We start from the raw sequence: 23,382 nt of genomic DNA on the forward strand, positions 1-23,382 counted from the left end.
TTTAATGATTTATAAAATTTTTTAAAATTTTCATTCCCATCTTAGTTTTAATACTTTCTGGATGAAATTGTACACCATGAATATTAAACTGCTTATGTTGAATAGCCATAATTATCCCATCATTAGTTTCAGCTGTAATCTCTAGATCTTTTGAAAGAGTTTTTTTATCAATAATTAAGCTATGATATCTTGTGGCTTCAAAAGAACGAGGTAGATTTTTTAAAATCCCAATTTTTTTTGATTTAATTTTGCTAGTTTTTCCATGCATTAATTTTTTTGCTTGAATAATTTTTGATCCAAAAACTTGAGCAATAATTTGATGTCCAAGACAAACACCTAAAAAGGGTAATTTTTTATGAAGTGTTTTTAAAATACTTATACAATTTCCAGATTGATTTGGGTTTCCAGGTCCAGGTGAAATAATAATTCTATCATATTTTTTTCTTATTATTTCTTTTGAATTAATTTTATCATTTCTTATGACATCAACTTTTACGCCCAATGATGAGATGTAATGATAAAGGTTAAACGTGAAACTATCATAATTATCTATTAATAATATTTTCATTACTTTAAAGCATTTATCAAAGCTTTCGCTTTGTTTACTGTTTCATAATATTCGTTTATAGGTTTGCTATCAGCCACAATACCTGCACCAGCTTGTACATAGAATTTTTTATTTTTTGCCACCGCTGTTCTTAAAGCAATACAAGTATCAAACTCACCATTAGCAGAAAAATATCCAATTCCTCCAGCATACACTTTCCTTCTAGATGTTTCTAACTCATCAATAATTTCCATTGCTCTTATTTTAGGGGCACCAGATACAGTACCAGCAGGAAATCCAGCCAATAACGATTTAAATTTTGAAAAATTTTTATTATATTCACCAACTACATTGGAAACTATATGCATTACATGAGAGTACCTCTCAATTATGAAACTTTCAGTAACTTTGACGGTATTAATTTTAGATACTTTGCCCGCATCATTTCTCCCTAGATCTAAAAGCATTAAATGTTCAGAAAGTTCTTTTCTGTCTTTAAGAAGGTCTTTTTCATAAAAAAGATCCTCTTTTTTATTTTTCCCTCTTGGTCTAGTACCAGCTATTGGTCTAACTGTAATTTTATTATCTCTTAGTCGTACTAAAATTTCTGGACTTGCCCCAATAATTTGAAAATCATGAAAGTTGAAGTAAAACATAAAAGGAGAGGGGTTGGTTGTTCTAAGTTTTTTATAAATTTCCAAAGGTTTTTTTGTTAATTTTGCTTCAAACCTTTGACTTAAAACAACTTGAAAAATATCACCTAGTTTAATGTATTTCTTGGCTTTATTAACCATAGAAAGAAATCTATTTTTAGATGTGTTTGATTTAACTTTAATTTTTTTTTCTTTTAATATTTTGTTTGTATTAATGTTTTTGATGGATGATTGAACTAATAATTTGAATAGATCTGTTTTTATAGAGTCATACTTTTTTTGATAGTTTATAATTTTTTCATCACTAAAAATATTACTTATATAAAAAATTTCTTTTTTTAAATTGTCATGGATAACCAAAGTTCTTGGTCTCATTAACCTTACATCAGGTAAATTAAGATCATTTTTACATGAATTAGGAATTTTTTCTATGTACCTAATAGAGTCGTATGAAAAATAACCAGAAATGAGTGAGCAAATTTTAGGTAAATTCTTAGGTGTATCAAATTTAAAATTTTCAATAATCTTTTCTATTAGCTCTTCTGGTTTATCTTCAAGAATGATTTTTTTGTTTTCAGTAATCAAATATGACTTTTGGTTGTTGAACTCCCATATCTTATCAGGATTTTTACCAAAAATTGTGTATCTACCTTTGATTTTTCCTTTTTCAACAGACTCAAATACAAAACTATTTTTTTCCTCTAAAAAATTATCAATCAAATTTATTATCTCATCATCTGAATTTACTTTTTTAGAGGTGTATATTATTTGATTTTTTTTGCTTCTATGTCGAAACTTAAAATCTTTGAAGCTTCGATTTATAATCATTGAAATAAATTTTTAACATTATTTATTGCCACTTGATTGATATCAACGTCATATTTTTGATTAAGAAATAAGTCGTATGATTTTAATATATTGTTTCTAATTTCTGTGTTTTCTTTACTTGAAAATTTTTCATAATCTTTTGGATTTATTTCCTCATCCAGATCGTCGTAATTATTTATTTTTGCTAAATAGATATTATTTTTCTCATCATTTATTAATGTAATTGACTTAAGTGGTAATGAATAAAGTATTTGAACAGAGTTAATTTCAAATTTATTATTATCTTTAATGGAATTCAATTTTAAAGATTCAATTTTATCTTTTCCTAAATTAAAAAAATCTTGTTCAGTGAACTCTTTATTTTGAATTTTTTCTAAAAGATTTTTATTATAGTCAAATTTACTTTTTTGAGCCACAAGTTCTAAAATTTCTTTTTTAGTCTGATCATCATCTAAATTAGGTTTTTTCTTTTCTAAATTTTCTATTTTGTAAATTATAAAATTTTCTTTATTTTCAAAAATATCAAAACTATTATTTCTAACTTCGTAAATTTTTTTTTGTATTTCGTCACTTTTTTCTGAATATTTATAATCATAAATTGTACTTACATTTAAATTTAAATCAGATGTTATCGTGTCAAACTCAACTCCATTTAAAATATTATTTTCAATTTGATCAATTTTATCAAAAAATTCTTGATTATATTCACTTATGCCAATTAAATTTTGAGGATTTACTAATGCGTACTTAAAATCAATATATTCTACTTTTAATTGATCTTTATTCTCATCAATAAAGTCTAATAAATCCTTTTCAGTAATTTCATCATTTTTTTTATAAAATGTATTTAAATCTACAAAATTAATATTTAGTTTCTTATTTTCATTTTCATAAAGTTTTTTTACTAGAAATTGCGGTGATACTGATCCTGCCCCAATATAATCAAATAATTTTTTTTGTGATTCTCTATCTTTCAATCTTTTTTCAAATAATGGCGCTGAGATATTGTTTTCCAATAAAAATTTTTCATATTTAATTCTTTCGAATTTTCTATTTTCATTTTGAAAGTTGTTGTTATTTTTAATTTTTTCTGACAGTGAACTTTTTGAAATAGTAATTCCAAAATCTTCTATCTCAAGAGCTAACAATGTGTTTGACACAAGTCCTGTAAGGAGCTCTTCAATTACATTATTGTTCAAATTTTTTTGAATTGTTTCTTGTGCTATTCCACTTCTATTAATAAATTCTATTAAATCTTGTGAGGTAATATTAGTTTTATTTATCTTAGCTATATTATTTTGATTATTAGATAAAAATCCACCCCCAAAACCACCAAAACCAAATGCAATTATAATTACAATAATTAAAATTAAACCACCAATTTTATTTTTATTAAGATAGTTTCCAAGTTTCATTTAAGCTTTATTTTGTATTGATCTGTAAAAACAAACCTATAGATTAAAAATTCATTTATGACAAATAAATATACGTATTTTATAGCTAATTGGAAAATGTTTGGCAATCAGCGATCAATAAGTCTATTGGATAAAGTTATATCTTTTGTAAAAAAACATAAAAAAAATAATATAAAAGTAATTTATTTTCCTCCAGCCACATTAATAAATTTATTCGATAAAAAACTTAAAACCTCACCAATTGAAGTTGGTGCTCAGAATTGTCATCCTAATGAAAAATATGGAGCGTTCACTGGTCAAATTAATTCATACATGCTCAAAGATGCAGGAGCAAAATATATTATTCTTGGACATTCAGAGAACAGAAAATTTGGTGACAGTGATAATATAATTAATCTTAAAATTAGGAGTTCAATTAATTCAGGATTAAAGGTAATTTTTTGTATTGGTGAAACACTAAATCAAAAAAGAAAAAAAAATACCAAAAAAGTTTTGTTAAAACAAATTACTCAAGGTTTGAAAAATATTAAAAATAAAAAAAATATTATTATAGCTTATGAACCTGTTTGGTCTATTGGCAGCGGTTTAATTCCCAAAGAAACAGAAATTTTTGAAATTGTTAAATTTATAAAAAATAAACTTAATGGTTCAAAAGTTTTATATGGTGGTTCAGTTAATTTTAAAAATATTGAATTATTAAAAAAAATTCACAATTTAGATGGTTATTTAATTGGAGGTGCATCTCAAAATCCAAATAATTTCATTGATATAATAAAAAAAAGCTTTAATTAGGCGACATGGAAAATATTTTATTGGTCTTGAACATTATTTTAGCAATTGTTCTTGTGCTTTTGGTTTTAATGCAAAGATCTGAAGGTGGTGCATTGGGTATTGGTGTTTCTCAAGAAAATATGATGTTTTCAAAATCTGCAGGTAATTTTATGACTAAGTCTACTGCTGTGGTTGCTACATTGTTTATTATTTGCAGTCTTGCCTTAACAATTGTTTCAAGAAGCGAACTTACTCCAACTAATTCAGTTTTAGATGTAATTGAAGAAAAAACTGAAGATACTCCGTCAATTCCAAAAAATAATTAATTCTTTCCAATTACAACTTTTATCGCTATAAGGTTCTTCCATGGCGCGATATATCTTTGTCACTGGCGGCGTGGTTTCTTCCCTTGGTAAAGGTCTCTCATCTGCATCCCTTGCTTATTTATTGCAATCAAGAGGTTATAAAGTTCGTTTAAGAAAACTAGATCCTTATTTAAATGTTGATCCGGGAACAATGAGTCCATTTCAACATGGTGAAGTGTTTGTAACCGATGATGGGGCAGAAACAGACTTAGATTTAGGTCATTATGAAAGGTTTTCAGGCGTCACTGCGAAGAAAACAGATAATATTACAACAGGAAAAATTTACAGTGATGTTCTAAGAAAAGAAAGAAAAGGTGAATACTTAGGAAAAACAGTTCAAGTCATTCCTCACATTACAAATAGAATTAAAGAATTTATCAAACACGATTCTTATAAAGAAGATTTTGTGATTTGTGAAATAGGGGGAATAGTAGGAGATATAGAAAGCCTTCCTTTTGTAGAAGCTATCAGACAATTTTCAAATGATATTGATAAAAAAAATGCTTTATTCATTCATTTAACTTTAGTTCCTTATTTAAAAGCATCAGATGAAATTAAAACTAAACCAACACAACACTCTGTTAAAGAATTGAGAAGTATTGGTATTCAGCCTGATATAATTATTTGTCGGTCAGAAAGACCTATACCTTTAGAACATAGAAAAAAAATATCTTTGTTTTGTAATGTTGATATTAAAAATGTAATTGAAACTGTTGATGTAAAAACAATATATGAAGCACCGATTAGTTTTGCAAAAGAAAAACTAGATATCCAAGTTTTAGATTATTTCAAAATAAAATCGAAAAAATCAAATAACCTTTCACCTTGGAAAAAAATTACCAAAATTACCCTTAATACAAAGAGACATGTTAATATTGCAATTATTGGAAAATACGTTGAATTAAAAGATGCTTATAAATCTTTAGATGAAGCACTTACTCATGGAGGTATATCCAACAATCTTAAAGTTAATTTAGTTAGAATAGATTCCGAAAAATTAAAAATTTCAGAAATAAAGAATAAACTTAAAAATGTTTCGGGGATTTTAATCCCAGGTGGATTTGGTAAAAGAGGAACAGAGGGTAAAATTGAAGCTATTAGATATGCAAGAATAAATAAAATTCCATTCCTTGGTATTTGTTATGGAATGCAAATGGCAATTATAGAGTTTGCAAGAAATCAATTGAAAATTAAAAAAGCAACTTCTTCTGAGTTTGATAAGGGAGGTGTGCATATAATTGGCTTGATGCATGAATGGGAGAAAAGTGGCAGAAAAGTTAAGGGAACAGATAAAGATCTAGGAGGCACTATGAGACTAGGTTCTTATGATGCGATCTTAAAAAATAAATCTAAAATTAGAAATATTTATAAATCTAGATTAATCAAAGAACGACATAGACATAGGTACGAGGTGGATATTTCATATAAGGAAATATTTGAGAAGAAAGGATTAATATTTTCAGGCTTATCCCCAGATAATAAACTTCCAGAGATAATAGAACTTAAAAACCACCCATGGTTTATTGGTGTACAGTTTCATCCTGAATTTAAATCTAGACCTTTGAGCCCACATCCTTTATTCTCTTCTTTTATCAAAGCAGCAAAAAATCATAGATGAGCACGATTAAAGTAAATTGTAAAAATATAGAAATTTCAAACAACAATAAGATTTGTATTATTGCAGGTCCTTGTCAGTTAGAAACTGAGCAACATGCCATGGATATGGCTGGTAAAATAAAGGAAATTACATCAAAATTTGATCTTGGATTTATTTACAAAACTTCATTTGATAAAGCGAATAGAACTAGTTTAAAAGGTAAAAGAGGAGCAGGACTAGATGCATCATTACCTGTATTTGATAAAATTAAAAAAGAATTAAATGTTCCAATTTTAACAGACATTCATAATGCTGAACAATGTGAAATTATTTCAAAACACGTTGATGTTTTGCAGATCCCAGCTTTTTTATGTCGACAAACAGACCTGTTAATTGCTGCTGCTAAAACGAATAGAATTATTAATGTTAAAAAAGGTCAGTTCTTAGCACCCTGGGATATGGTGAATGTAACAAAGAAAATTTCAGACTCAGGAAATGATAAAATACTAGTAACCGAGAGAGGAGCCAGTTTTGGTTATAATACTTTAGTATCTGACATGAGGTCATTGCCCATAATGGCTAAAAATGGTTATCCAGTAATTTTTGATGCAACTCATTCTGTTCAACAACCAGGTGGTCAAGGTGAGAAGAGTGGAGGTCAAAGAGAGTTTGTTGAGTATTTAGCAAGAGCAGCAGTAGCTGTTGGTGTTGCAGGCGTTTTTATTGAAACCCATCAAGATCCAGATAATGCTCCATCTGATGGGCCAAACATGGTTCCAATTGACAAGTTAGAGGATCTTCTAAAACAATTAAGCGATATAGATAATCTTATTAAAAATTAAGTGAGTAAAATTCTTAAAGTAAAAGCAAGACAGGTTTTTGACAGTAGAGGAAATCCAACTGTTGAAGCAGAAGTTTATGTTAAAAACAAAAGTGCAAAAGCAATATGTCCTTCAGGAGCCTCAACTGGAACTTATGAGGCTTATGAAAAAAGAGACACCAATAACAAAAGATATCTAGGTAAAAGTGTATTTTCAGCAGTGAATTTAGTTAACACTAAAATATCAAAAGCTTTAAGAAATAAAAATTTACATGATCAAGAGCGAATTGATGAAGTTTTAATTAATTTAGATGGCACAAGACAAAAAACAAAATTAGGTGCTAATGCTATTTTGGCAGTTTCGATGGCAGCAAAAAAGTTATCAGCAAAAGTTAAAAAAATTCCACTTTATAAATCTTTTTATGTAACAAAAAATTTTCAACTTCCGTACCCGTTGATGAATATTATTAATGGCGGAGCACATGCCAATAACGGTCTTAGAATTCAAGAGTTTATGATTAGACCTGATAAGGCAAAATCTTTTTCAGAGGCAATGAGAATTTGTTATTTAGTAATTAAAAACTTAAGTCAATTAATTAAAGCAAAAGGTTTATCTTCATCTGTAGGAGACGAGGGTGGTTTTGCACCAATGATTGATAGCAACAATCAAGCATTAGATTTAATTATTTTAGCAATTAAAAAATCAGGCTTTAGAAACGGAAAAGATGTTTCAATTTGTTTAGATGTTGCAGCTAATGAGTTATTTAAAAAAGGAAAATATTCTATCCATACAAAGAAATATATCTCAGTTGATAAATCAATTTCTGAATATAAAAAAATGATTAACAAGTATAAAATTAAATCTATTGAAGATCCATTTGCAGAAAATGATTGGTTAGCATGGAATAAGTTAATGAAAGCAACCAACAAAGTTCAAATTGTGGGTGATGATTTATACGTAACAAATTTAGAGAGATTGAAAAAAGGTTTTCTAAATCTATCTTCAAATTCAATTTTAATAAAACTTAACCAAATTGGAACAGTTTCTGAAACTTTAGATGTTATAAAATTTGCTCAAACTATTGGATTTAAAACAATTATTTCGCATCGATCTGGAGAAAGTGAAGATACATTCATTGCTGATCTGGCAGTTGGTACGAATTCTAATCAAATTAAAACAGGATCTTTAGCAAGGTCTGAAAGAGTAGCTAAATATAACCAATTATTGAGAATTGAAGAAGAACTTGGAAAAAAAGCAAGAATGAATAAAATTCATTAATGCTTAAAAATTTAAAAAAAAATTACTTTTTATTAATTTCTACTTTTTTTATTTTCTATTTCTTTTTTAATTTTATGTCTGGTCAAAGAGGTTTTGTTTCATATTTAGAAAAAAAAGAAATTTTAAAAGATCTTCAATTAAAGGAAGTTAGCTTAATTAAAGATATTGAAGATTTAGATTTTAAAAACTCATTATTAAGTGACAATCTTGATCTTGATTATGTAGAGACATTAATTAGAGAAAGATTTTTGTTTGGTAAAGAAGGTGAAAAAATCTATATAATAAGAAATTAATCATGAAAATTAGACATCCTGAAAAAGAAAATAAACCTATTAATCCTATAAAAAAAAAACCTGAATGGATTAGATCTAAATTATCTAATAGTAAGGAATTTTTTTTAACTAAAACAATTGTTAATAACAATAATCTTGTAACCGTTTGTCAGGAAGCTAACTGTCCAAACATTACTGAATGTTGGAGTAAAAGACATGCAACATTTATGATAATGGGTGATACTTGTACAAGAGCATGTGCTTTTTGTGATGTCAAAACGGGTGTTCCTGGAAAATTAGATCAATTAGAGCCTGTTAAAATTGCAGAAGCAGTCAAGAAATTAAATTTAAGGCACGTAGTTATTACATCTGTTGATCGTGATGATTTAGAAGATGGGGGATCTAATCATTTTTATGAAGTAATTAATCAAACTAGAAAAACGAACCCAAATACAACTATTGAGGTTTTAACACCTGACTTTTTAAGAAAAGGTGATGCTTATAAAAAAGTTTTAGAGGCAAAACCTGATGTTTTTAATCATAATATAGAAACAGTTCCAAGTTTATATTTAAAAGTTAGACCAGGTTCTAGATATTTTGCTTCTTTAGAACTTTTAAAAAATGCAAAACTTCATGATAAAAATATTTTTACTAAATCTGGAATTATGGTTGGTCTTGGTGAAACTAGAGACGAGATCTTACAAGTAATGGATGATCTAAGAGCTGCTGATGTTGATTTTTTAACAATCGGTCAATACTTGCAACCCTCAACAAAACACTATCCGTTAGATAGATATTATGATCCTAAAGAATTTGATGATTTAGGTACCATTGCGAAAGCAAAAGGATTTTTATTAGTATCATCATCTCCTTTAACAAGATCTTCCTATCATGCGGACGAAGACTTCGCGAAATTGAAAGAAAATAGAATTAACAGTCATTAATGCCTAGTGCATCAGTTAAAAGAATAATAGATAAAAAAAAAGATAAACTTATTGAGTTTGTACTTGATATTGAAAAATACCCTGAGTTCATTCCTTTTTGTTTGGGTTCTAAAGTTTATGAAAGAAAAGAAGAAGGGGACAAAATTTTAATTATTGCAGATCTCACAATTGGAAAAGGTCCATTTAACGATACCTATAAAAGTGATGTAAGGTTTGATAAAGAAACCGATACAATTAATGTTACCAATATTGAAGGTCCATTAACTCACCTGCAAAATAATTGGAAGTTTATTGAAAAAAAAAATATGACTGAAGTTTATTTTGACGTCGACTTTGAAATTAAAAATAAATTTCTCAACATGTTAATGGAAAAATCTTTTGAATATGGCTTAAACAAAATAGTCGATGCTTTTCAAAAAAGAGCAGAAACAATTTAGATTAAGTAATTAACCAGCTCTAAGGCTCTGTTTACTGTTGATTTTTGGATAGCACTTCTTGTTTTTTTCTTAAATAAATTTTTAGTTATGAGTAATTTGTTTGATTTTTTTACTCCTATATAAACTAGCCCTACAGGCTTTGTTTTAGATCCACCTTTAGGTCCGGCTATTCCTGTGATTGATACATTTATATGAGCTTTAGAAATTTTTGATAAACATTTTACCATAGCCTCACAGCATTCAGCGCTTACAGCACCATATTTTTGAATTATTTTTTTATTTACTTTTAAAATATTGATTTTTACATCATTAGAGTACGTTACTAAACCAAGATTGAATACCTTGGATGCCCCACTTATCGATGTAATTGATGAAGCTAACATTCCTCCTGTACAAGACTCTGCTAGAGAAATCCTTAATTTTTTCTTGATTAATTTTTTTACTAGAGTTTCGATCATAAAATATAACTTTTTAATATCATGAAACAAATTAATGACAGGACAACATAAAATCCTGCACAAACATCATCCATGATTACTCCAAAACTATTCTTATGTTTCTGATCAAAGTAACTAACTGGAAAGGGTTTCATGATGTCAAAGTACCTAAATAAAATAAAACATACAAAATAAATTATTATTGCTTGATCTGGCTCTTTATTACTTGCATGTGAAATTTCATAAAGATATATCGGTATTGATTGACCTATAAATTCATCAATAATTATTTCACCAGGATCTTTATTTTCATTGTTTTTTGTATGTCGTGTAACAGCTGAAAAAGAATAAATAAAAATTAAAATTAATCCGAGAAAAATAACACCTGAGTTAATTTCAAGTATATGAAAGCATATATATAAAATAATTATTGTTGCTAATGACCCAAATGTTCCTGGAATAAATTTTATTTTACCAAGACCGAACATTGTTACAAATAAAGTGTTTAATGTATTAATCATATTTAATAATTGATGCTATTACCTCACATGCAATAGCTTTTTCTTTTCCAATTAAACCTAGTTTTTCAACAGTTTTTCCTTTAAGATTTATTATATTTTCATCAACTTCTAAAAGACGTGAAATAGATTTTATTATTTTATCTCTAAACTGAGATACCTTAGGTTTTTCACAAATTAGATTAATATCAATGTTATTAATATAAAAGTTTTGCTTTATTAGTTTATCTTTAATTGGTTTTAACATTTTAGGCGATCTAATATTCTTAAATTTATTTTTATTGCTAGGAAAATAAGTCCCAATATCTTTTTGTCTTAAAGCACCAAGTAGTGCATCGATAATTGCATGTAAAATTACATCCCCATCTGAATGACCTTGCAGACCTGAATCAAAAGGAATTTTAATACCTCCTAGATATAATTTTTTTCTTTTGACTAACTTATGAATATCAAATCCTAGACCAATATAATTTTTAGTTGATGTTAAGTCTTCTGCAAATGTAATCTTTTTATTTTTATTTTCACCTTTAATAAATTTTATCTTTTTTTCATTGTTAATAAATAAGCTTGCCTCATCGGTTATGTTATTTTTTTCTTCTAATGCTAACTTAAATAACGTCTTATAATTAAAACCTTGAGGTGTTTGTGTTAAATAGGTTCTATTTCTATCTAAATTAAATAGATTTTTCTTTATATCATATTTAATTGAATCTGTTGGTTTGATTGCTGGAATAACAGCTTCATTCTTTTTTAATTCCTTAACTATTTTTTTTATTAAATTTAATGAAAAATCTGGTCTTGCTGCATCATGAATTAAGACATTTTTTGGTTTAAATTTTTTAATATATTTAAGAGCTATATTAGAGGAGATAGATCTTTTATTTCCACCTTTTAAGATTATTAAGTTTTTTGAGTATGATTTTTTAATTTTTTGAGGTTCATCTACGACCAATATAATTTTTTTAAATAATTTTGTTTTTATCGATTTAGAAATTGAATGTTCAAATAGCTTAAAATTTTTGTAAATTGTATACTGTTTTTTTTGATTTTTCTTAAACCTTGACCCATTTCCAGCTGCTAAAATTACAAAAAAGTTGTTCATTTTAGAAAAATATATATACGAACATGTATATAGTTAAATAATTATGATCGAGTTCCTTAAAAAAAATCTCATAATCATTGGATTATTTATTATTACTCTTTTTGTTGGTTTTTTTACCTTTCTAACATTTATAGATAAAAGTTTCATTCAGCTTAATCAATCAAATCTTCAATATCTACTAATAGTAAATTTAATATTAATTTTCCTACTTTTTATATTTGTTTATTTTGAAATAAGAAAATCAATAAAATCTGACATAGATCGTGATGGGATTAGTTCTAATAAGAAATATATTACTTATTTTTCTTTATTTACATTGATACCATCAGTTCTTATTTCAATCTTTTCACTTTTTTTATTCTCATTCGCACTTGAAAAGTATTTTGATAAGAAAGTTACGACCGTAGTCAATAACTCATATGAACTTGCTAAAAATTATGTTGCTGAAGTTCAAGATAAAGTTAAATCCGAAATTGTATTAATTGCTTTTGATATTAACAAAAGTGCAAAATTTCTTAATGATAATGTAAATGAATATTCAAGATTTTTAAAAACTCAAAAAATTATAAGAAAAATAGATGAAATACATATCATTGATATAGATAAAAAATTACTTTTTACAAATTTAGATGAGATAACTAAATATTCTCCACCTGTTAAAGGTGCTTTAGAACTAGTGATAGAAGATGATAGACCTCTTAAAATTATAAATGCTCAAGAAAATATTTCTGCTGCAATCATGAGACTTCAAGCATTTGATGATAGATTTCTTTATGTAATTAAATATTTAGATACAAAAATTTCTAATTATTTAAATGAATCACAAGAAGCAATCAATTTCTATTACACTGTAGAAGAAAAAAGTTCTGGCATTAAAATTTCTTTTGCAATTATCTATCTTATAGTTGTGACATTGTTGATGTTTATTTCTATAACAATTGCAATACGTTTTTCATCAAGGTTTTTTAGATCAATTAATAATTTGATATTTGCTTCAAACTCAATTGGAGATGGTGATCTTACTGCAAAAGTGCCAGAATTAAAAACTGATAAAGATTTAGAGACATTGAATAGAAATTTTAATTCAATGATTAGTAAATTAAAAGATCAGCAAGAAAAATTGATTATAAATGAAAGGCATGAAGCTTGGGGTAATCTTGCAAGAAAACTTGCACATGAGATAAAAAATCCTCTTACTCCAATTCAATTAACCATCGATAGACTTCAAAGCAAATATTCGGAACAAATTTCAAGTAGTGATAAAAAGAATTATAACGAAAACCTTAATATAATTAAAAACCAGATTAAACAAATTGGTAACTTGGTTAATGAATTTTCAGACTTTGCAAGAATGCCAAAACCTGTATTAAAAAATAATGATTTAATTTCTTTATTAAATGAAAATATTAGATTATTAAAAAAACTTGATGATAAGATTTTAATACAATTAAATTCTAATTCAGAAAAAATTATTCTTAATAGTGACAAAGAACAGTTAAGCAGAGTATTCTTCAATTTGATTAAAAATGCTATTGAGAGTATTCAACAAAAACATGAAAATAAGTCTAAATATGAAGGAAAAATTACTATTGAAATTAATAAGCTAGATAACAATATTAATATAATAATAATAGATAACGGTATTGGATTTGGAATTTTTGCAGCAAATATTAAAGATATTTTAAATCCATACTTTACGACTAAAAAAAATGGCACTGGATTAGGACTATCAATTGTTAATAAAATTATAAATGATCATAATGGTAAAATTGAATTTATCCCAATTGAAGAAGGAGCTGAAATTAAAATTAATTTTTTTTTAAATGATAGCTGAAATATTGATAGTTGATGATAATTCGGATATTAGAAATATCCTAAAAGAACTGATTTTGGACGCCGGATATAAAACCCGTTTAGCTGCGAACTACAGCCAAGCATTGAGCGAAATAGATAAAAAATTACCTGATGTTGCAATACTAGACGTTAAACTCGATAAGGGTGACAATGATGGTATTGAACTTTTGACTCATATTAAGTCTAAAAATTCAGACGTCCCTGTTATCATGATTTCTGGCCATGCAAATATAGAAATGGCTATAAAATCTCTTAAACATGGAGCTTTTGAATTTATAGAAAAACCATTTGATCAAGCACGACTATTGAATTTTATATCACGTGCAGTTGAAAATTTAAGTTTAAAAAATCAAAACAAAGAGTTTGAAAATAAACTTTTTCATTCATATGATTTAATTGGGAATAGTAAAAATATTTCATCAATTAGAGATCAAATTAATAAGATTTCTGTCACAGAGAGCAGAATATTTATTACAGGCCCGTCAGGATCTGGAAAAGAACTTATTGCAAGAAAAATTCATAAAAAATCAAAAAGAAATAATAAACCATTTATAATTTTGAATGGTGCTTTACTTGATAATGATAAATATGAGTCAGAATTATTTGGAGAAGAAAAACAAGACGGATCTATTTCATATGGTGCACTTGAAAAAGCAAATAATGGAACTCTTTTAATTGATCATATTTCAGAGATACCTTTAGATATTCAGTCTAAAATCTTAAGGGTTTTAATTGACCAAAAGTTCAAAAGAATTAATGGTTCTAATGATATTAAAGTTGATGTAAGACTTATTTGTTCTTCAAATAAAGATTTAAAAAATGAAATTCAATTAGGAAATTTTAGAGAGGATTTATATCATAGGATAAGCGTGTTTGAAATTCACGTAGAACCGTTAAATAATAGAATTTCAGACATTCCTTTGCTGATAAAATATTTTTCAGAAAAAATTTCAAATAATTATAATATTAAGATTTTAGATATAGATGAAAATGATAGCTATATTCTAAACCATAATTGGAAAGGTAATGTAAGAGAATTAAGAAACTTGATAGAGAGAATTGCTATTTTGCAACCTGAAAGTAAAGATAAAATATCTAATATTATTAAGGAATCTTTAAAAAGTGAAAATTTTGAAGAAAAAATTACAGAAAATAGCCTTTCTGTGCCACTAAAAGAGGCTAGAGAAAAGTTTGAAAAAGAGTATTTAACAGTACAATTAAAAAAATTTAATGGAAATATTTCAAAAACAGCAAACTTTGTTGGTATGGAAAGAAGTGCACTTCACAGGAAGCTTAAAGGACTAGGAATAAAAGAATTCAATTAAATGAACATTATAATCTGTGGTGCCGGTAGAGTAGGTTTTACTATTGCAAAGTTATTGAGTGAACAAGGACATTCTATAACTGTAATTGATCAATCTAGTGAAGATATTCAAAAAATTAATGATAGCTTAGATGTTAAAGCCATTGTTGGTAAAGGGACATACCCATCAATTTTAGAAAAAGCCAATGCATCAGAAGCTGATATGATAATCGCTGTAACAAGAAATGATGAAATTAACATGTTAATTTGTCAAATTGCTTATTCTATCTTTAATATTCAAAAAAAAATTGCAAGAATTAGATCTCAAGATTATTTAAATCCTAAATTTACAAGGGTTTATAATAAGGAAAATTTACCAATTGATGTAATTATTTCTCCTGAAATTGAAATTGCAAAATCGATACAAAGAAAATTAGAAGCGCCCGGTGCGTTAGATAGCGTTCCGTTTTCAGAAAATAATATTAGGTTACTTGAGATTTTGATTAAGGATAATTGCAAACTTATTGGTCATATGCTAAATCAATTAACAAAAGAATTTCCTCAATTAGATGCAAATATAGTCGCTATAATAAGGAAAGATAAAACATTTATTCCAAAAAAAACTGATCAAATTGAGTTTGATGATAAGATTTATGTCGTTATTAATTCTACGCAAATGGCTGAAACACTTAATGCATTTGGACATGAAGAAAAAATTTCAAAAAAATTATTAATCATTGGTGGAGGAAATATTGGATTCAATTTAGCTAAAAATTTAGAAGAAAGTTCAGAATCTGTAAGAGTAAAAATTGTAGAAAAAAGCAAAGAAAGAGCTGAATATCTTGCTAACAATTTAAATAATACAATAATAATCAATGGTAGTGGACTAGATGAGGAGACCTTAGAAGAGGCCAATTTAGGTGAAGCAGAGACTGTTCTGGCTCTTACAAATGATGATGAAGACAATCTTATGGTAAGTGTTCTAGTTGAAAAATTTGCAAAAGATCAAAAAGATGTCGATGACAAAAGAACTATGGCTTTAATAAACAAGCCTAATTATTCTCTTTTGCAATCTTCATTAAAAATTGATGATATAATTGATCCAAGAATGAATACGGTATCAAGTATTTTAAAACATATTCATAAAGGAACTATAGAAAATGCCTATTCTATATCTAATGGTGAATATGAAGTTATTGAAGCTGAGATAATAGAAACTTCTGAACTAATTAATAAAGAAATCAAAAATTCTAATTTACCAGACGACATTAGAATTGGAGCAGTTTTAAGAGATAAAAAAGTCATCATCCCAAAATCTGATTTTATTTTTAAGAAAAATGATAATGTTGTTTTCATTGCAAAAAATGACACTATTCCAGTAGTTGAGAATATTTTCAGATTGAGTTAATCAATTTTCATGTCCGGTATAAGAATTAGATATTTAAGTTTTTTTTTTGGACTAATATCAATACTCTCACTTTTGAATGTTGCCTTTTCTTATCAGCTTAATCTGTATCTAAACTTAAATACTTATTACATAAGTTTTATCTCTTCTATTATTATTGGAGTAACTTTTTATTATTTTGAAAAAATTAAATTAAAAGTAACAATTTTTGATAAAATCTTAACAGTTTTTTCTGGTTATTTAATATTACCCATCATTTTATGTTTACCATTTTATTTTAGTATATACGATTTGACATTTTTAAATGCTTACTTTGAGTCTGTTTCAGGATTTACATCAACAGGCTTTACTATATTTGAAAATATAAAATATATAGATCAAAGCTTAATTCTTTGGAGATCAACAATACAGTGGGTAGGAGGTTTATATTTTCTATTCTCTATAATTTATCTAATTGATATATATGATGAGAATTTTAAGAAATCTCTTACAAATTATTTATCCTTTAGTAGCTCAGAAGTTTTAAAACAGTCATTTAAAATTTTTTTGCTTTATTCAAGCTTAACACTATTCATCTTTATAGTTTTAAACTTTTTATCAGTAAGATATTTTAATTCATTAAATTTAGCTTTTACAATAATCTCTTCGGGTGGTTTCTTACCAACAAACAATCTCTCTGATATTTTGAAAAATGATACTCAAATTATAATTTTCTCTTTGTTATTGTTGTTTTCATATTTCAGTATTTTTTTTACCTACAATTTATTATTTATAAGAAAAAAAAATATAAATTTTTTCTATGAAGATGTTCATTTAATATTTTATTATTTAATTATAGTTTCAATTTTTTTTATTTTTTTCTCCTATCAGAATGATTTTTCTAAAATCTTATTATCAATTTCAAGTAGTATGTCTAATATTGGTTTTTCTTTAAATTTTGATCAATCTAATTTTAATTTTATATATTTGATTTTAGTAATTATAGGTGGATCTTTTTTTTCAACCAGTTCAGGATTAAGATTAATCAAAGTCTATTCTTTATTTAAATATTCCATTAATCAAATTTTATCTTTTAGTAGGCCAAAGAATATTTTCATGAATAAGTTAATTTTTACAAAAATAAACTTTGATTTTTCTGAAATTAATAAATATTTTTTGACTATTATTGTCTTTGTAATTTCTCTATTTTCTTTAACTATACTATTAAGTTTATCCTTATTAGAATTTGAGAGTGCTTTTAAACTCTCTATCCTCACAATTATGAACACAGTTAATTCTTCAGCTTACGGTTTATCCGATTTTGATTTTAATAATCTAAATATTTTTTCGAAAAACTGTTTAATCTTATTTATGATTATTGGTAGAATTGAATTATTAACAATTCTAATAATAATTAAGAATTTTTTATTTAAAGATTAAATAAATGTTGTATATGTAATACAAATTCTGCGCCCTTAGCTCAGCTGGATAGAGCATCGGTTTTCTAAACCGAGGGTCGGAGGTTCGAATCCTCCAGGGCGCGCCATTTTCTATATTTATAGGTCATTTTTATAACTTGCTTATTTTTCTCATGATGGTTTAATTTTGAATATTCAAATTAACTTTTGAATTATTTGTTAACAAATAAAACTATAACGTAGAGGAAGAAAAATGTTTAAATACTTAAAACAATTAACTTCTTTAGTTGCTGTGTTTGCTGTGTTGCTTACTTTTACAACAGAAACAATGGCTGCTAAAAAATCTAAGACACTAAAAAACACTCAAAAGAAGGGTTTTGTTAGATGTGGAGTATCTCAAGGTCTTCCAGGATTTTCAAATGCTGACGCTGCTGGAAATTGGACTGGTGTTGACGTTGATGTATGTAGAGCAGTAGCTGCTGCAGTTCTAGGTGATGCAAACAAAGTTAAGTTTACACCACTAAGTGCTAAAGAAAGATTTACAGCTTTAACATCTGGTGAGATTGATATCTTATCAAGAAACACAACTTGGACTCTTTCAAGAGACGCTGATATTGGACTTACTTTCGTAGGAGTAAACTTCTATGATGGTCAAGGTTTCATGGTTAGAAAAAGTTCTGGTATCACTTCAACAAGCCAATTCAAAAATGGTATCTCAGCTTGTACAAACATTGGTACAACAACTGAGCTAAACATGAGAGACTTCTTCAATTCAAGAGGAATTTCTTATGAGCCAGTTGCATTTGAAAAAGCTGACGAAGTTGTTGCTGCATACGATGCAGGTAGATGTGATACATATACAACTGATAAATCAGGATTAGCTGCTCAAAGAACAAAAATGAGTAACCCTGATGAACACATTGTATTACCAGAAACAATTTCAAAAGAGCCATTAGGTCCAGTTGTTAGACAAGGTGATGCTGTTTGGGAAGATATCGTAAGATGGTCACTAAACACTATGATCGAAGCAGAAGAGTATGGAATTACATCTGCTAATGCTGACATGATGAAAACTTCAGATAACCCACAAATTAAAAGATTAGTTGGTGCTGAAGGTGAATTAGGTGCTGCATTTGGTCTAGACAATGAGTGGAGCTTAAGAATTATTAAGCAAGTTGGAAATTACGGTGAAAGTTATAAGAGAAACATAGCTGACACTGGAATTTTACCTGACAGAGGTCCAAACCAATTATGGACTAAGGGTGGAATTTTATACGTACCACCTGCAAGATAATTGCACTTATAATTAATTAAAAAGGGCTGGATTATTCTGGCCCTTTTTTTTATACATCTACTGTGAACTTTAAATTAAAAGATATAATACCTCAGTTGATTACAGTCATGGCTGTAGTTTTAGTTTTTGGTTTTTTTGCAAATAATGCTTCTGTTAATATGGAAAATAGAGGTATTGATTTTGGTTTTGGTTTTTTATCTCAAGCTGCATCATTTGATGTTCAATTTTCACTAATTGATTACGATGGATCACACTCTTATTTTAGAGCTTATTTAGTAGGACTACTCAATACATTACTTGTTTCTGTTATAGGTATTATTTTAGCAACTATTTTGGGCGTAATAATTGGAGTTGCAAGATTGTCTCCAAATTATCTAATTAATAAGTTTGCAGCTTTTTATGTAGAATTTTTTAGAAACATTCCTTTATTACTTCAAATCTTCTTTTGGTATTTTGCAGCTTTAAGAGCTTTACCATTACCCCAAAATGCTGAACCTATGTTTGGTAATATGTATATGACCATTAAAGGTCTTTATGTGCCAACTTTTATTTGGGAAAATTTTAATATATTTTTTTATTCAGTTATTGCTGCAATTATTTCAATAATTATAATTAAAGTTCACGCAAAAAAAGTTCAAGAAACTCAAGGAAAACAAATCCCTGTGTTTATGATTTCTATCGGTTTAATTATAATTTTACCTTTGTTAAGTTTTTTAATTGGTGGTGTAAGTGCAACTTTAGAAACACCAAAATTAATTCAGTTGGCTCAAACATCATTTAAGTTTGAAGGAGGAATAAATTTACCTCCAGAGTTAATTGCATTAACATTAGCTTTAGCCTTATATACTGCAACATTTATTGCTGAGTGTGTAAGGGCTGGAATACAAGGTGTAGGTAAAGGTCAAAAAGAGGCTGCAGCATCAATTGGATTAACTCCAAATCAAGTTTTAAAACTTGTGGTTATGCCTCAAGCGTTAAGAATAATTATTCCACCAACAACTAATCAGTATTTGAATTTAACAAAAAATTCATCACTTGCAGCTGCAATAGCATATCCAGATCTTGTTTTAGTTTTTGCAGGAACAGCACTAATGCAAACTGGTAAAGCAATTGAGATAGTATTTATGACGATGTTTACTTATCTAACTTTAAGTATTTCAATATCTTTGTTTATGAATTGGTATAATAAAAAAATTGCAATTCAGGAAAAATAAGAATGACAAAAATAAATTTTTTAAAACCTGATATTTCTAATTTAAATACTTTTCTATATACAGGTTCATTTCTGTTTTTTTTAAGTATTATCGATGTATTTCTAAATTCATTTTTTCAAATAAATATTACTGGTTTTTTACCTAACAAAATAAGTTTTATTTTACCCATATTAATAGGCTTTATAGGTTTATTTTTTATCCGTATTGAACAAAGTGGTTATAAATTTCTAGATAGTTTAAATAAAAATATTAATACAAATAATTTTAATGCAGTTTTATCATTATTAATAATATTTATAATTATTAAATCTTTGCCACCTTTATTAAGTTGGTTTGTAATTGATGCAAATTTTGCCGGTGATAGTAAGGATGTTTGTTCTGGATCTGGTGCTTGTTGGACTTATATAAAAGTCTGGTTCAACAGATTTATGTATGGCATGTATCCGAATGCTGAACAATGGAGAATTAATTTATCTTTTATTTCATTGGCTCTTCTTGGATCCGTTGGTTACTTTGCAACAGAAAAATATAAGAAATATCTCACACTCTATTATGTTGTGATTTATCCTTTTATAGCTTTTTTATTTATTTTCTTTTTTATTTCAGGGGGCCCTGTATTTTTTGATTTTTCATATGGAATAATTGCAGCAATTATTTCAATAATAATTGGTTTTTTTATTCCAAGTAAATTTAGGTTTTATTATTTTTTATTAGTTCCAATTACAATTTATATCTTACTTAAATATTTTATTTTTTATGAGGAATTAATTGAACTTGGTAAATTAGATGGATTAAACTGGGTTGAAACAGGCGCTTGGGGTGGTTTGTCTCTAACATTTATTATATCGTTCTTTTGTTTAATATTTTGTTTTCCAATTGGAATGGCTTTTGCACTTGGTAGAAGATCTGGATTTCCACTTATTCGATATATTTCAGTCGGATTTATTGAATTTTGGAGAGGCGTTCCTTTAATTACGGTTCTCTTTATGTCTGCAGTGATGTTTCCAATGTTTTTGCCTGAGGATCTCTTTATAGATAAATTGGTAAGAGCAATTATTGCAATTTCGTTGTTCGAAGCTGCCTATGTTGCAGAGGTTATAAGAGGAGGCTTGCAGGCTTTACCTAGAGGCCAATATGAAGCTGCTAAATCTCTTGGGATGGGTTATTGGAAAATGCATATATTTGTAATTTTACCTCAAGCTTTAAAATTAGTTATACCTGGTATCGCAAATACCTTTTTAGCATTAGTTAAGGATACACCATTAATTTTTGTTGTAGGATTACTTGAAATAGTTGGAATGTTAAATCTTGCAAAAACTAACCCTGAATGGTTAGGTTTTGCAATGGAGGGATACGTTTTTGCTGCAATAATTTTCTGGATTATTTGTTATGCAATGAGTAAATATAGCTATAATTTAGAACAAAAATATAAAACAGATCGATAGATTTATGTCAGACAGCATTATCCAAATAAACAACATGAACAAATGGTTTGGTGAGTTTCAAGTTCTAAAAGATATCAATCTTGAAGTTAAAGCAAAAGAAAAGATAGTTGTCTGTGGTCCATCAGGATCTGGTAAATCTACATTAATTAGATGCATTAATAGATTAGAAGAACATCAAGAAGGTGATATTATCGTTGATGGTACAACATTAACTGAAGATACTAAAAATATTGAGCAAATTAGAGCAGAAGTTGGGATGGTATTTCAACAATTTAACTTATTTCCACATTTATCTATTCTGGACAATTGTACCTTAGCTCCTATTTGGGTTAAAAAATTACCAAAAAAAGAGGCAGAAGAATTAGCTTTAGAACACCTTGAAAAAGTACAAATCTTAGATCAAGCACAAAAATATCCCGGTCAACTATCGGGTGGTCAGCAACAAAGGGTCGCAATAGCGAGAGCTTTATGTATGAAGCCTAAGATAATGTTATTCGATGAACCTACATCCGCATTAGATCCTGAAATGATCAAAGAAGTGCTAGATGTGATGGTAAATTTAGCAAAACAAGGTATGACTATGATCGTTGTAACTCATGAAATGGGATTTGCTAAAGAAGTAGCTGATAAAATGATCTTTATGGACGAAGGAATGATTGTAGAAAAAGCTGATACCAAAGAGTTTTTTGCTAATCCTAAAAGTGACAGAACGAAATTGTTTCTTAGCCAAATTCTATAATTTAAACCTATTTATTAATTATTTAATCTTAAAAAACACTTGACGGTATTTTTAAATTCCCACTTTTTTAAAAAAAAAAAAAAATTTAAAAGTTGAAGTTTGTTGTGAAAGTAGTTGAATAAGTACTTAACAAATTAAGAGGGGTCTTAATGGAAGATAATTTTAATAAGCACTTGGGTAATAAACTTAAGCTAAGAAGACTAGCTTTAGGATTAACTCAAACTAAAGTCGCTAAAGCAATCAACGTAACATTTCAACAAATTCAAAAATATGAAAAAGGCACTAACGGAGTTAGTTCAATTAGATTATTACAATTGTCTAATTATTTAAAAGTTCCAATTAATTATTTTTTTGAAGATTTTTCAGAATATTTAATAAACTTAGAAAAATCACAAGAAGGTCATATGAATGTAAATTATAATTTTCTTGTAAAATTATATTCTGAACTAAACGCAGATCAAAAATTAAAATTTAATAAGTCTTTGCAGCTAACAACTAATACAATTTCAAAAGTTGGATAAAAGTTTTTTGGCTCCCCGGGCAGGACTCGAACCTGCGACCAATTGATTAACAGTCAACTGCTCTACCAACTGAGCTACCGAGGAATATAAAAAACAGAACTTACTTTTTTTTATAACTAAAACAAGATTTTTTTTGGAGGCAACGCCCGGAATCGAACCGGGATACAAGGATTTGCAATCCTCTGCGTAACCATTCCGCCACGTTGCCCTAAGTTTTAGTAAATA

The 23,382-nt window shown here is 27.4% G+C and carries 23 protein-coding genes and 3 tRNA genes; 18 read left to right on the plus strand and 8 right to left on the minus strand.

Going from position 1 to position 23,382, the window contains the following annotated elements:
- Position 1: 1 nt before the first annotated feature.
- Genes ACTTAU_RS04790 through ACTTAU_RS04800 form a run of 3 tightly spaced genes read right to left on the minus strand, consistent with a single transcriptional unit; the run spans position 2 to position 3,443 of the window.
- Entirely contained in the window at positions 2–568 is a 567-nt protein-coding gene (locus ACTTAU_RS04790) for an anthranilate synthase component II (RefSeq protein WP_438305077.1), read from the minus strand.
- Complete coding sequence (gene trpE / locus ACTTAU_RS04795; protein WP_438305075.1) at positions 568–2,028, minus strand: anthranilate synthase component I; 1,461 nt, start codon at positions 2,026–2,028, stop codon at positions 568–570. Before trpE ends, ACTTAU_RS04790 begins: the two co-directional genes overlap by 1 nt.
- Positions 2,025–3,443 carry a SurA N-terminal domain-containing protein gene (locus tag ACTTAU_RS04800; RefSeq protein WP_438305072.1) on the minus strand — a complete coding sequence of 473 codons (1,419 nt, stop codon included), beginning with the start codon at positions 3,441–3,443 and terminating at the stop codon, positions 2,025–2,027. The genes trpE and ACTTAU_RS04800 overlap by 4 nt, the downstream gene beginning before the upstream one ends.
- Positions 3,444–3,500: 57 nt before the next feature.
- Here ACTTAU_RS04800 and ACTTAU_RS04805 point away from each other — a divergent pair, with 57 nt between their 5' ends.
- From ACTTAU_RS04805 to ACTTAU_RS04840, 8 genes are read left to right on the plus strand one after another with little or no spacing between them, the layout of a single operon-like run.
- On the plus strand, positions 3,501–4,235 hold the full coding sequence (locus tag ACTTAU_RS04805) for a triose-phosphate isomerase (RefSeq protein ID WP_438305069.1): 735 nt from the start codon (positions 3,501–3,503) through the stop codon (positions 4,233–4,235).
- 5 nt (positions 4,236–4,240) lie between these two features.
- The gene (secG, locus tag ACTTAU_RS04810) at positions 4,241–4,540 is read left to right on the plus strand and encodes a preprotein translocase subunit SecG (RefSeq protein ID WP_438305068.1); all 300 of its coding nucleotides are present in this window, start codon (positions 4,241–4,243) and stop codon (positions 4,538–4,540) included.
- Positions 4,541–4,580: 40 nt separating this feature from the next.
- The gene (locus ACTTAU_RS04815) at positions 4,581–6,197 is read left to right on the plus strand and encodes a CTP synthase (protein WP_438305066.1); all 1,617 of its coding nucleotides are present in this window, start codon (positions 4,581–4,583) and stop codon (positions 6,195–6,197) included.
- Positions 6,194–7,018, plus strand: coding sequence for a 3-deoxy-8-phosphooctulonate synthase (gene kdsA, locus ACTTAU_RS04820; RefSeq protein ID WP_438305063.1), 825 nt, complete (start codon positions 6,194–6,196; stop codon positions 7,016–7,018). Before ACTTAU_RS04815 ends, kdsA begins: the two co-directional genes overlap by 4 nt.
- Positions 7,019–8,275 carry a phosphopyruvate hydratase gene (eno, locus tag ACTTAU_RS04825; protein WP_438305062.1) on the plus strand — a complete coding sequence of 419 codons (1,257 nt, stop codon included), beginning with the start codon at positions 7,019–7,021 and terminating at the stop codon, positions 8,273–8,275.
- On the plus strand, positions 8,275–8,568 hold the full coding sequence (locus tag ACTTAU_RS04830) for a septum formation initiator family protein (RefSeq protein WP_085114215.1): 294 nt from the start codon (positions 8,275–8,277) through the stop codon (positions 8,566–8,568). Before eno ends, ACTTAU_RS04830 begins: the two co-directional genes overlap by 1 nt.
- A 2-nt stretch (positions 8,569–8,570) precedes the next feature.
- Entirely contained in the window at positions 8,571–9,491 is a 921-nt protein-coding gene (lipA, locus tag ACTTAU_RS04835) for a lipoyl synthase (protein ID WP_438305058.1), read from the plus strand.
- Entirely contained in the window at positions 9,491–9,928 is a 438-nt protein-coding gene (locus ACTTAU_RS04840; protein ID WP_438305056.1) for a type II toxin-antitoxin system RatA family toxin, read from the plus strand. Before lipA ends, ACTTAU_RS04840 begins: the two co-directional genes overlap by 1 nt.
- Here ACTTAU_RS04840 and ACTTAU_RS04845 read toward each other — a convergent pair.
- The 3 genes from ACTTAU_RS04845 to ispF are packed head-to-tail and all read right to left on the minus strand — an operon-like array spanning position 9,925 to position 11,985.
- A complete protein-coding gene (locus ACTTAU_RS04845; protein WP_438306252.1) occupies positions 9,925–10,416 on the minus strand; it encodes a CinA family protein in 492 nt (163 codons plus the stop codon). The two genes, ACTTAU_RS04840 and ACTTAU_RS04845, sit on opposite strands and share 4 nt — an antisense overlap.
- Positions 10,383–10,886: a phosphatidylglycerophosphatase A family protein gene (locus tag ACTTAU_RS04850; protein WP_438305054.1), complete on the minus strand. Its 504-nt coding sequence runs from the start codon at positions 10,884–10,886 to the stop codon at positions 10,383–10,385. The genes ACTTAU_RS04845 and ACTTAU_RS04850 overlap by 34 nt, the downstream gene beginning before the upstream one ends.
- On the minus strand, positions 10,879–11,985 hold the full coding sequence (gene ispF, locus ACTTAU_RS04855; protein WP_438305052.1) for a 2-C-methyl-D-erythritol 2,4-cyclodiphosphate synthase: 1,107 nt from the start codon (positions 11,983–11,985) through the stop codon (positions 10,879–10,881). The genes ACTTAU_RS04850 and ispF overlap by 8 nt, the downstream gene beginning before the upstream one ends.
- A gap of 43 nt (positions 11,986–12,028) precedes the next feature.
- On the opposite strand from ispF, the gene ACTTAU_RS04860 reads away from it, so the two are divergent.
- The 10 genes from ACTTAU_RS04860 (at position 12,029) to ACTTAU_RS04905 (ending at position 23,157) form a co-directional block, all read left to right on the plus strand.
- Entirely contained in the window at positions 12,029–13,819 is a 1,791-nt protein-coding gene (locus ACTTAU_RS04860) for an ATP-binding protein (protein ID WP_438305051.1), read from the plus strand.
- Positions 13,809–15,164, plus strand: coding sequence for a sigma-54-dependent transcriptional regulator (locus tag ACTTAU_RS04865; RefSeq protein WP_438305049.1), 1,356 nt, complete (start codon positions 13,809–13,811; stop codon positions 15,162–15,164). Before ACTTAU_RS04860 ends, ACTTAU_RS04865 begins: the two co-directional genes overlap by 11 nt.
- Positions 15,165–16,550 (plus strand): Trk system potassium transporter TrkA, encoded by a 1,386-nt coding sequence (gene trkA, locus ACTTAU_RS04870; protein ID WP_438305047.1) that lies wholly within the window; start codon positions 15,165–15,167, stop codon positions 16,548–16,550. It abuts the gene before it with no gap.
- Between the two features lie 9 nt (positions 16,551–16,559).
- Entirely contained in the window at positions 16,560–17,966 is a 1,407-nt protein-coding gene (locus tag ACTTAU_RS04875; protein ID WP_438305045.1) for a TrkH family potassium uptake protein, read from the plus strand.
- A 29-nt stretch (positions 17,967–17,995) separates the two neighbouring features.
- Positions 17,996–18,072: transfer RNA gene (locus tag ACTTAU_RS04880), tRNA-Arg, on the plus strand.
- 125 nt (positions 18,073–18,197) lie between these two features.
- Positions 18,198–19,238, plus strand: coding sequence for an amino acid ABC transporter substrate-binding protein (locus ACTTAU_RS04885; RefSeq protein WP_438305042.1), 1,041 nt, complete (start codon positions 18,198–18,200; stop codon positions 19,236–19,238).
- Positions 19,239–19,345: 107 nt separating this feature from the next.
- Entirely contained in the window at positions 19,346–20,452 is a 1,107-nt protein-coding gene (locus ACTTAU_RS04890) for an amino acid ABC transporter permease (protein WP_438306250.1), read from the plus strand.
- Between the two features lie 2 nt (positions 20,453–20,454).
- The gene (locus ACTTAU_RS04895; protein WP_438305041.1) at positions 20,455–21,897 is read left to right on the plus strand and encodes an amino acid ABC transporter permease; all 1,443 of its coding nucleotides are present in this window, start codon (positions 20,455–20,457) and stop codon (positions 21,895–21,897) included.
- Positions 21,898–21,901: 4 nt separating this feature from the next.
- Positions 21,902–22,636: an amino acid ABC transporter ATP-binding protein gene (locus tag ACTTAU_RS04900; RefSeq protein WP_438305039.1), complete on the plus strand. Its 735-nt coding sequence runs from the start codon at positions 21,902–21,904 to the stop codon at positions 22,634–22,636.
- Between the two features lie 149 nt (positions 22,637–22,785).
- Positions 22,786–23,157: a helix-turn-helix domain-containing protein gene (locus ACTTAU_RS04905; protein WP_438305038.1), complete on the plus strand. Its 372-nt coding sequence runs from the start codon at positions 22,786–22,788 to the stop codon at positions 23,155–23,157.
- Between the two features lie 8 nt (positions 23,158–23,165).
- Here the strand turns inward: ACTTAU_RS04905 and ACTTAU_RS04910 are convergent.
- Positions 23,166–23,241, minus strand: a tRNA-Asn gene (locus ACTTAU_RS04910).
- A 50-nt stretch (positions 23,242–23,291) separates the two neighbouring features.
- Positions 23,292–23,365 (minus strand) — tRNA-Cys (locus ACTTAU_RS04915).
- Between the last annotated feature and the right edge of the window lie 17 nt (positions 23,366–23,382).

It is taken from the genome of Candidatus Pelagibacter sp. HIMB1505 (assembly GCF_052047915.1).
Classification (GTDB): domain Bacteria; phylum Pseudomonadota; class Alphaproteobacteria; order Pelagibacterales; family Pelagibacteraceae; genus Pelagibacter; species Pelagibacter communis_A.

Coding starts and splice junctions, on each gene's coding strand:
- ACTTAU_RS04790 (WP_438305077.1), bottom strand. CDS start 568: ATGAAAATATTATTAATAGATAATTATGATAGTTTCACGTTTAACCTT.
- trpE (WP_438305075.1), bottom strand. CDS start 2,028: ATGATTATAAATCGAAGCTTCAAAGATTTTAAGTTTCGACATAGAAGC.
- ACTTAU_RS04800 (WP_438305072.1), bottom strand. CDS start 3,443: ATGAAACTTGGAAACTATCTTAATAAAAATAAAATTGGTGGTTTAATT.
- ACTTAU_RS04805 (WP_438305069.1), top strand. CDS start 3,501: ATGACAAATAAATATACGTATTTTATAGCTAATTGGAAAATGTTTGGC.
- secG (WP_438305068.1), top strand. CDS start 4,241: ATGGAAAATATTTTATTGGTCTTGAACATTATTTTAGCAATTGTTCTT.
- ACTTAU_RS04815 (WP_438305066.1), top strand. CDS start 4,581: ATGGCGCGATATATCTTTGTCACTGGCGGCGTGGTTTCTTCCCTTGGT.
- kdsA (WP_438305063.1), top strand. CDS start 6,194: ATGAGCACGATTAAAGTAAATTGTAAAAATATAGAAATTTCAAACAAC.
- ACTTAU_RS04830 (WP_085114215.1), top strand. CDS start 8,275: ATGCTTAAAAATTTAAAAAAAAATTACTTTTTATTAATTTCTACTTTT.
- lipA (WP_438305058.1), top strand. CDS start 8,571: ATGAAAATTAGACATCCTGAAAAAGAAAATAAACCTATTAATCCTATA.
- ACTTAU_RS04840 (WP_438305056.1), top strand. CDS start 9,491: ATGCCTAGTGCATCAGTTAAAAGAATAATAGATAAAAAAAAAGATAAA.
- ACTTAU_RS04850 (WP_438305054.1), bottom strand. CDS start 10,886: ATGATTAATACATTAAACACTTTATTTGTAACAATGTTCGGTCTTGGT.
- ispF (WP_438305052.1), bottom strand. CDS start 11,985: ATGAACAACTTTTTTGTAATTTTAGCAGCTGGAAATGGGTCAAGGTTT.
- ACTTAU_RS04860 (WP_438305051.1), top strand. CDS start 12,029: ATGATCGAGTTCCTTAAAAAAAATCTCATAATCATTGGATTATTTATT.
- ACTTAU_RS04865 (WP_438305049.1), top strand. CDS start 13,809: ATGATAGCTGAAATATTGATAGTTGATGATAATTCGGATATTAGAAAT.
- trkA (WP_438305047.1), top strand. CDS start 15,165: ATGAACATTATAATCTGTGGTGCCGGTAGAGTAGGTTTTACTATTGCA.
- ACTTAU_RS04875 (WP_438305045.1), top strand. CDS start 16,560: ATGTCCGGTATAAGAATTAGATATTTAAGTTTTTTTTTTGGACTAATA.
- ACTTAU_RS04885 (WP_438305042.1), top strand. CDS start 18,198: ATGTTTAAATACTTAAAACAATTAACTTCTTTAGTTGCTGTGTTTGCT.
- ACTTAU_RS04890 (WP_438306250.1), top strand. CDS start 19,346: ATGGCTGTAGTTTTAGTTTTTGGTTTTTTTGCAAATAATGCTTCTGTT.
- ACTTAU_RS04895 (WP_438305041.1), top strand. CDS start 20,455: ATGACAAAAATAAATTTTTTAAAACCTGATATTTCTAATTTAAATACT.
- ACTTAU_RS04900 (WP_438305039.1), top strand. CDS start 21,902: ATGTCAGACAGCATTATCCAAATAAACAACATGAACAAATGGTTTGGT.
- ACTTAU_RS04905 (WP_438305038.1), top strand. CDS start 22,786: ATGGAAGATAATTTTAATAAGCACTTGGGTAATAAACTTAAGCTAAGA.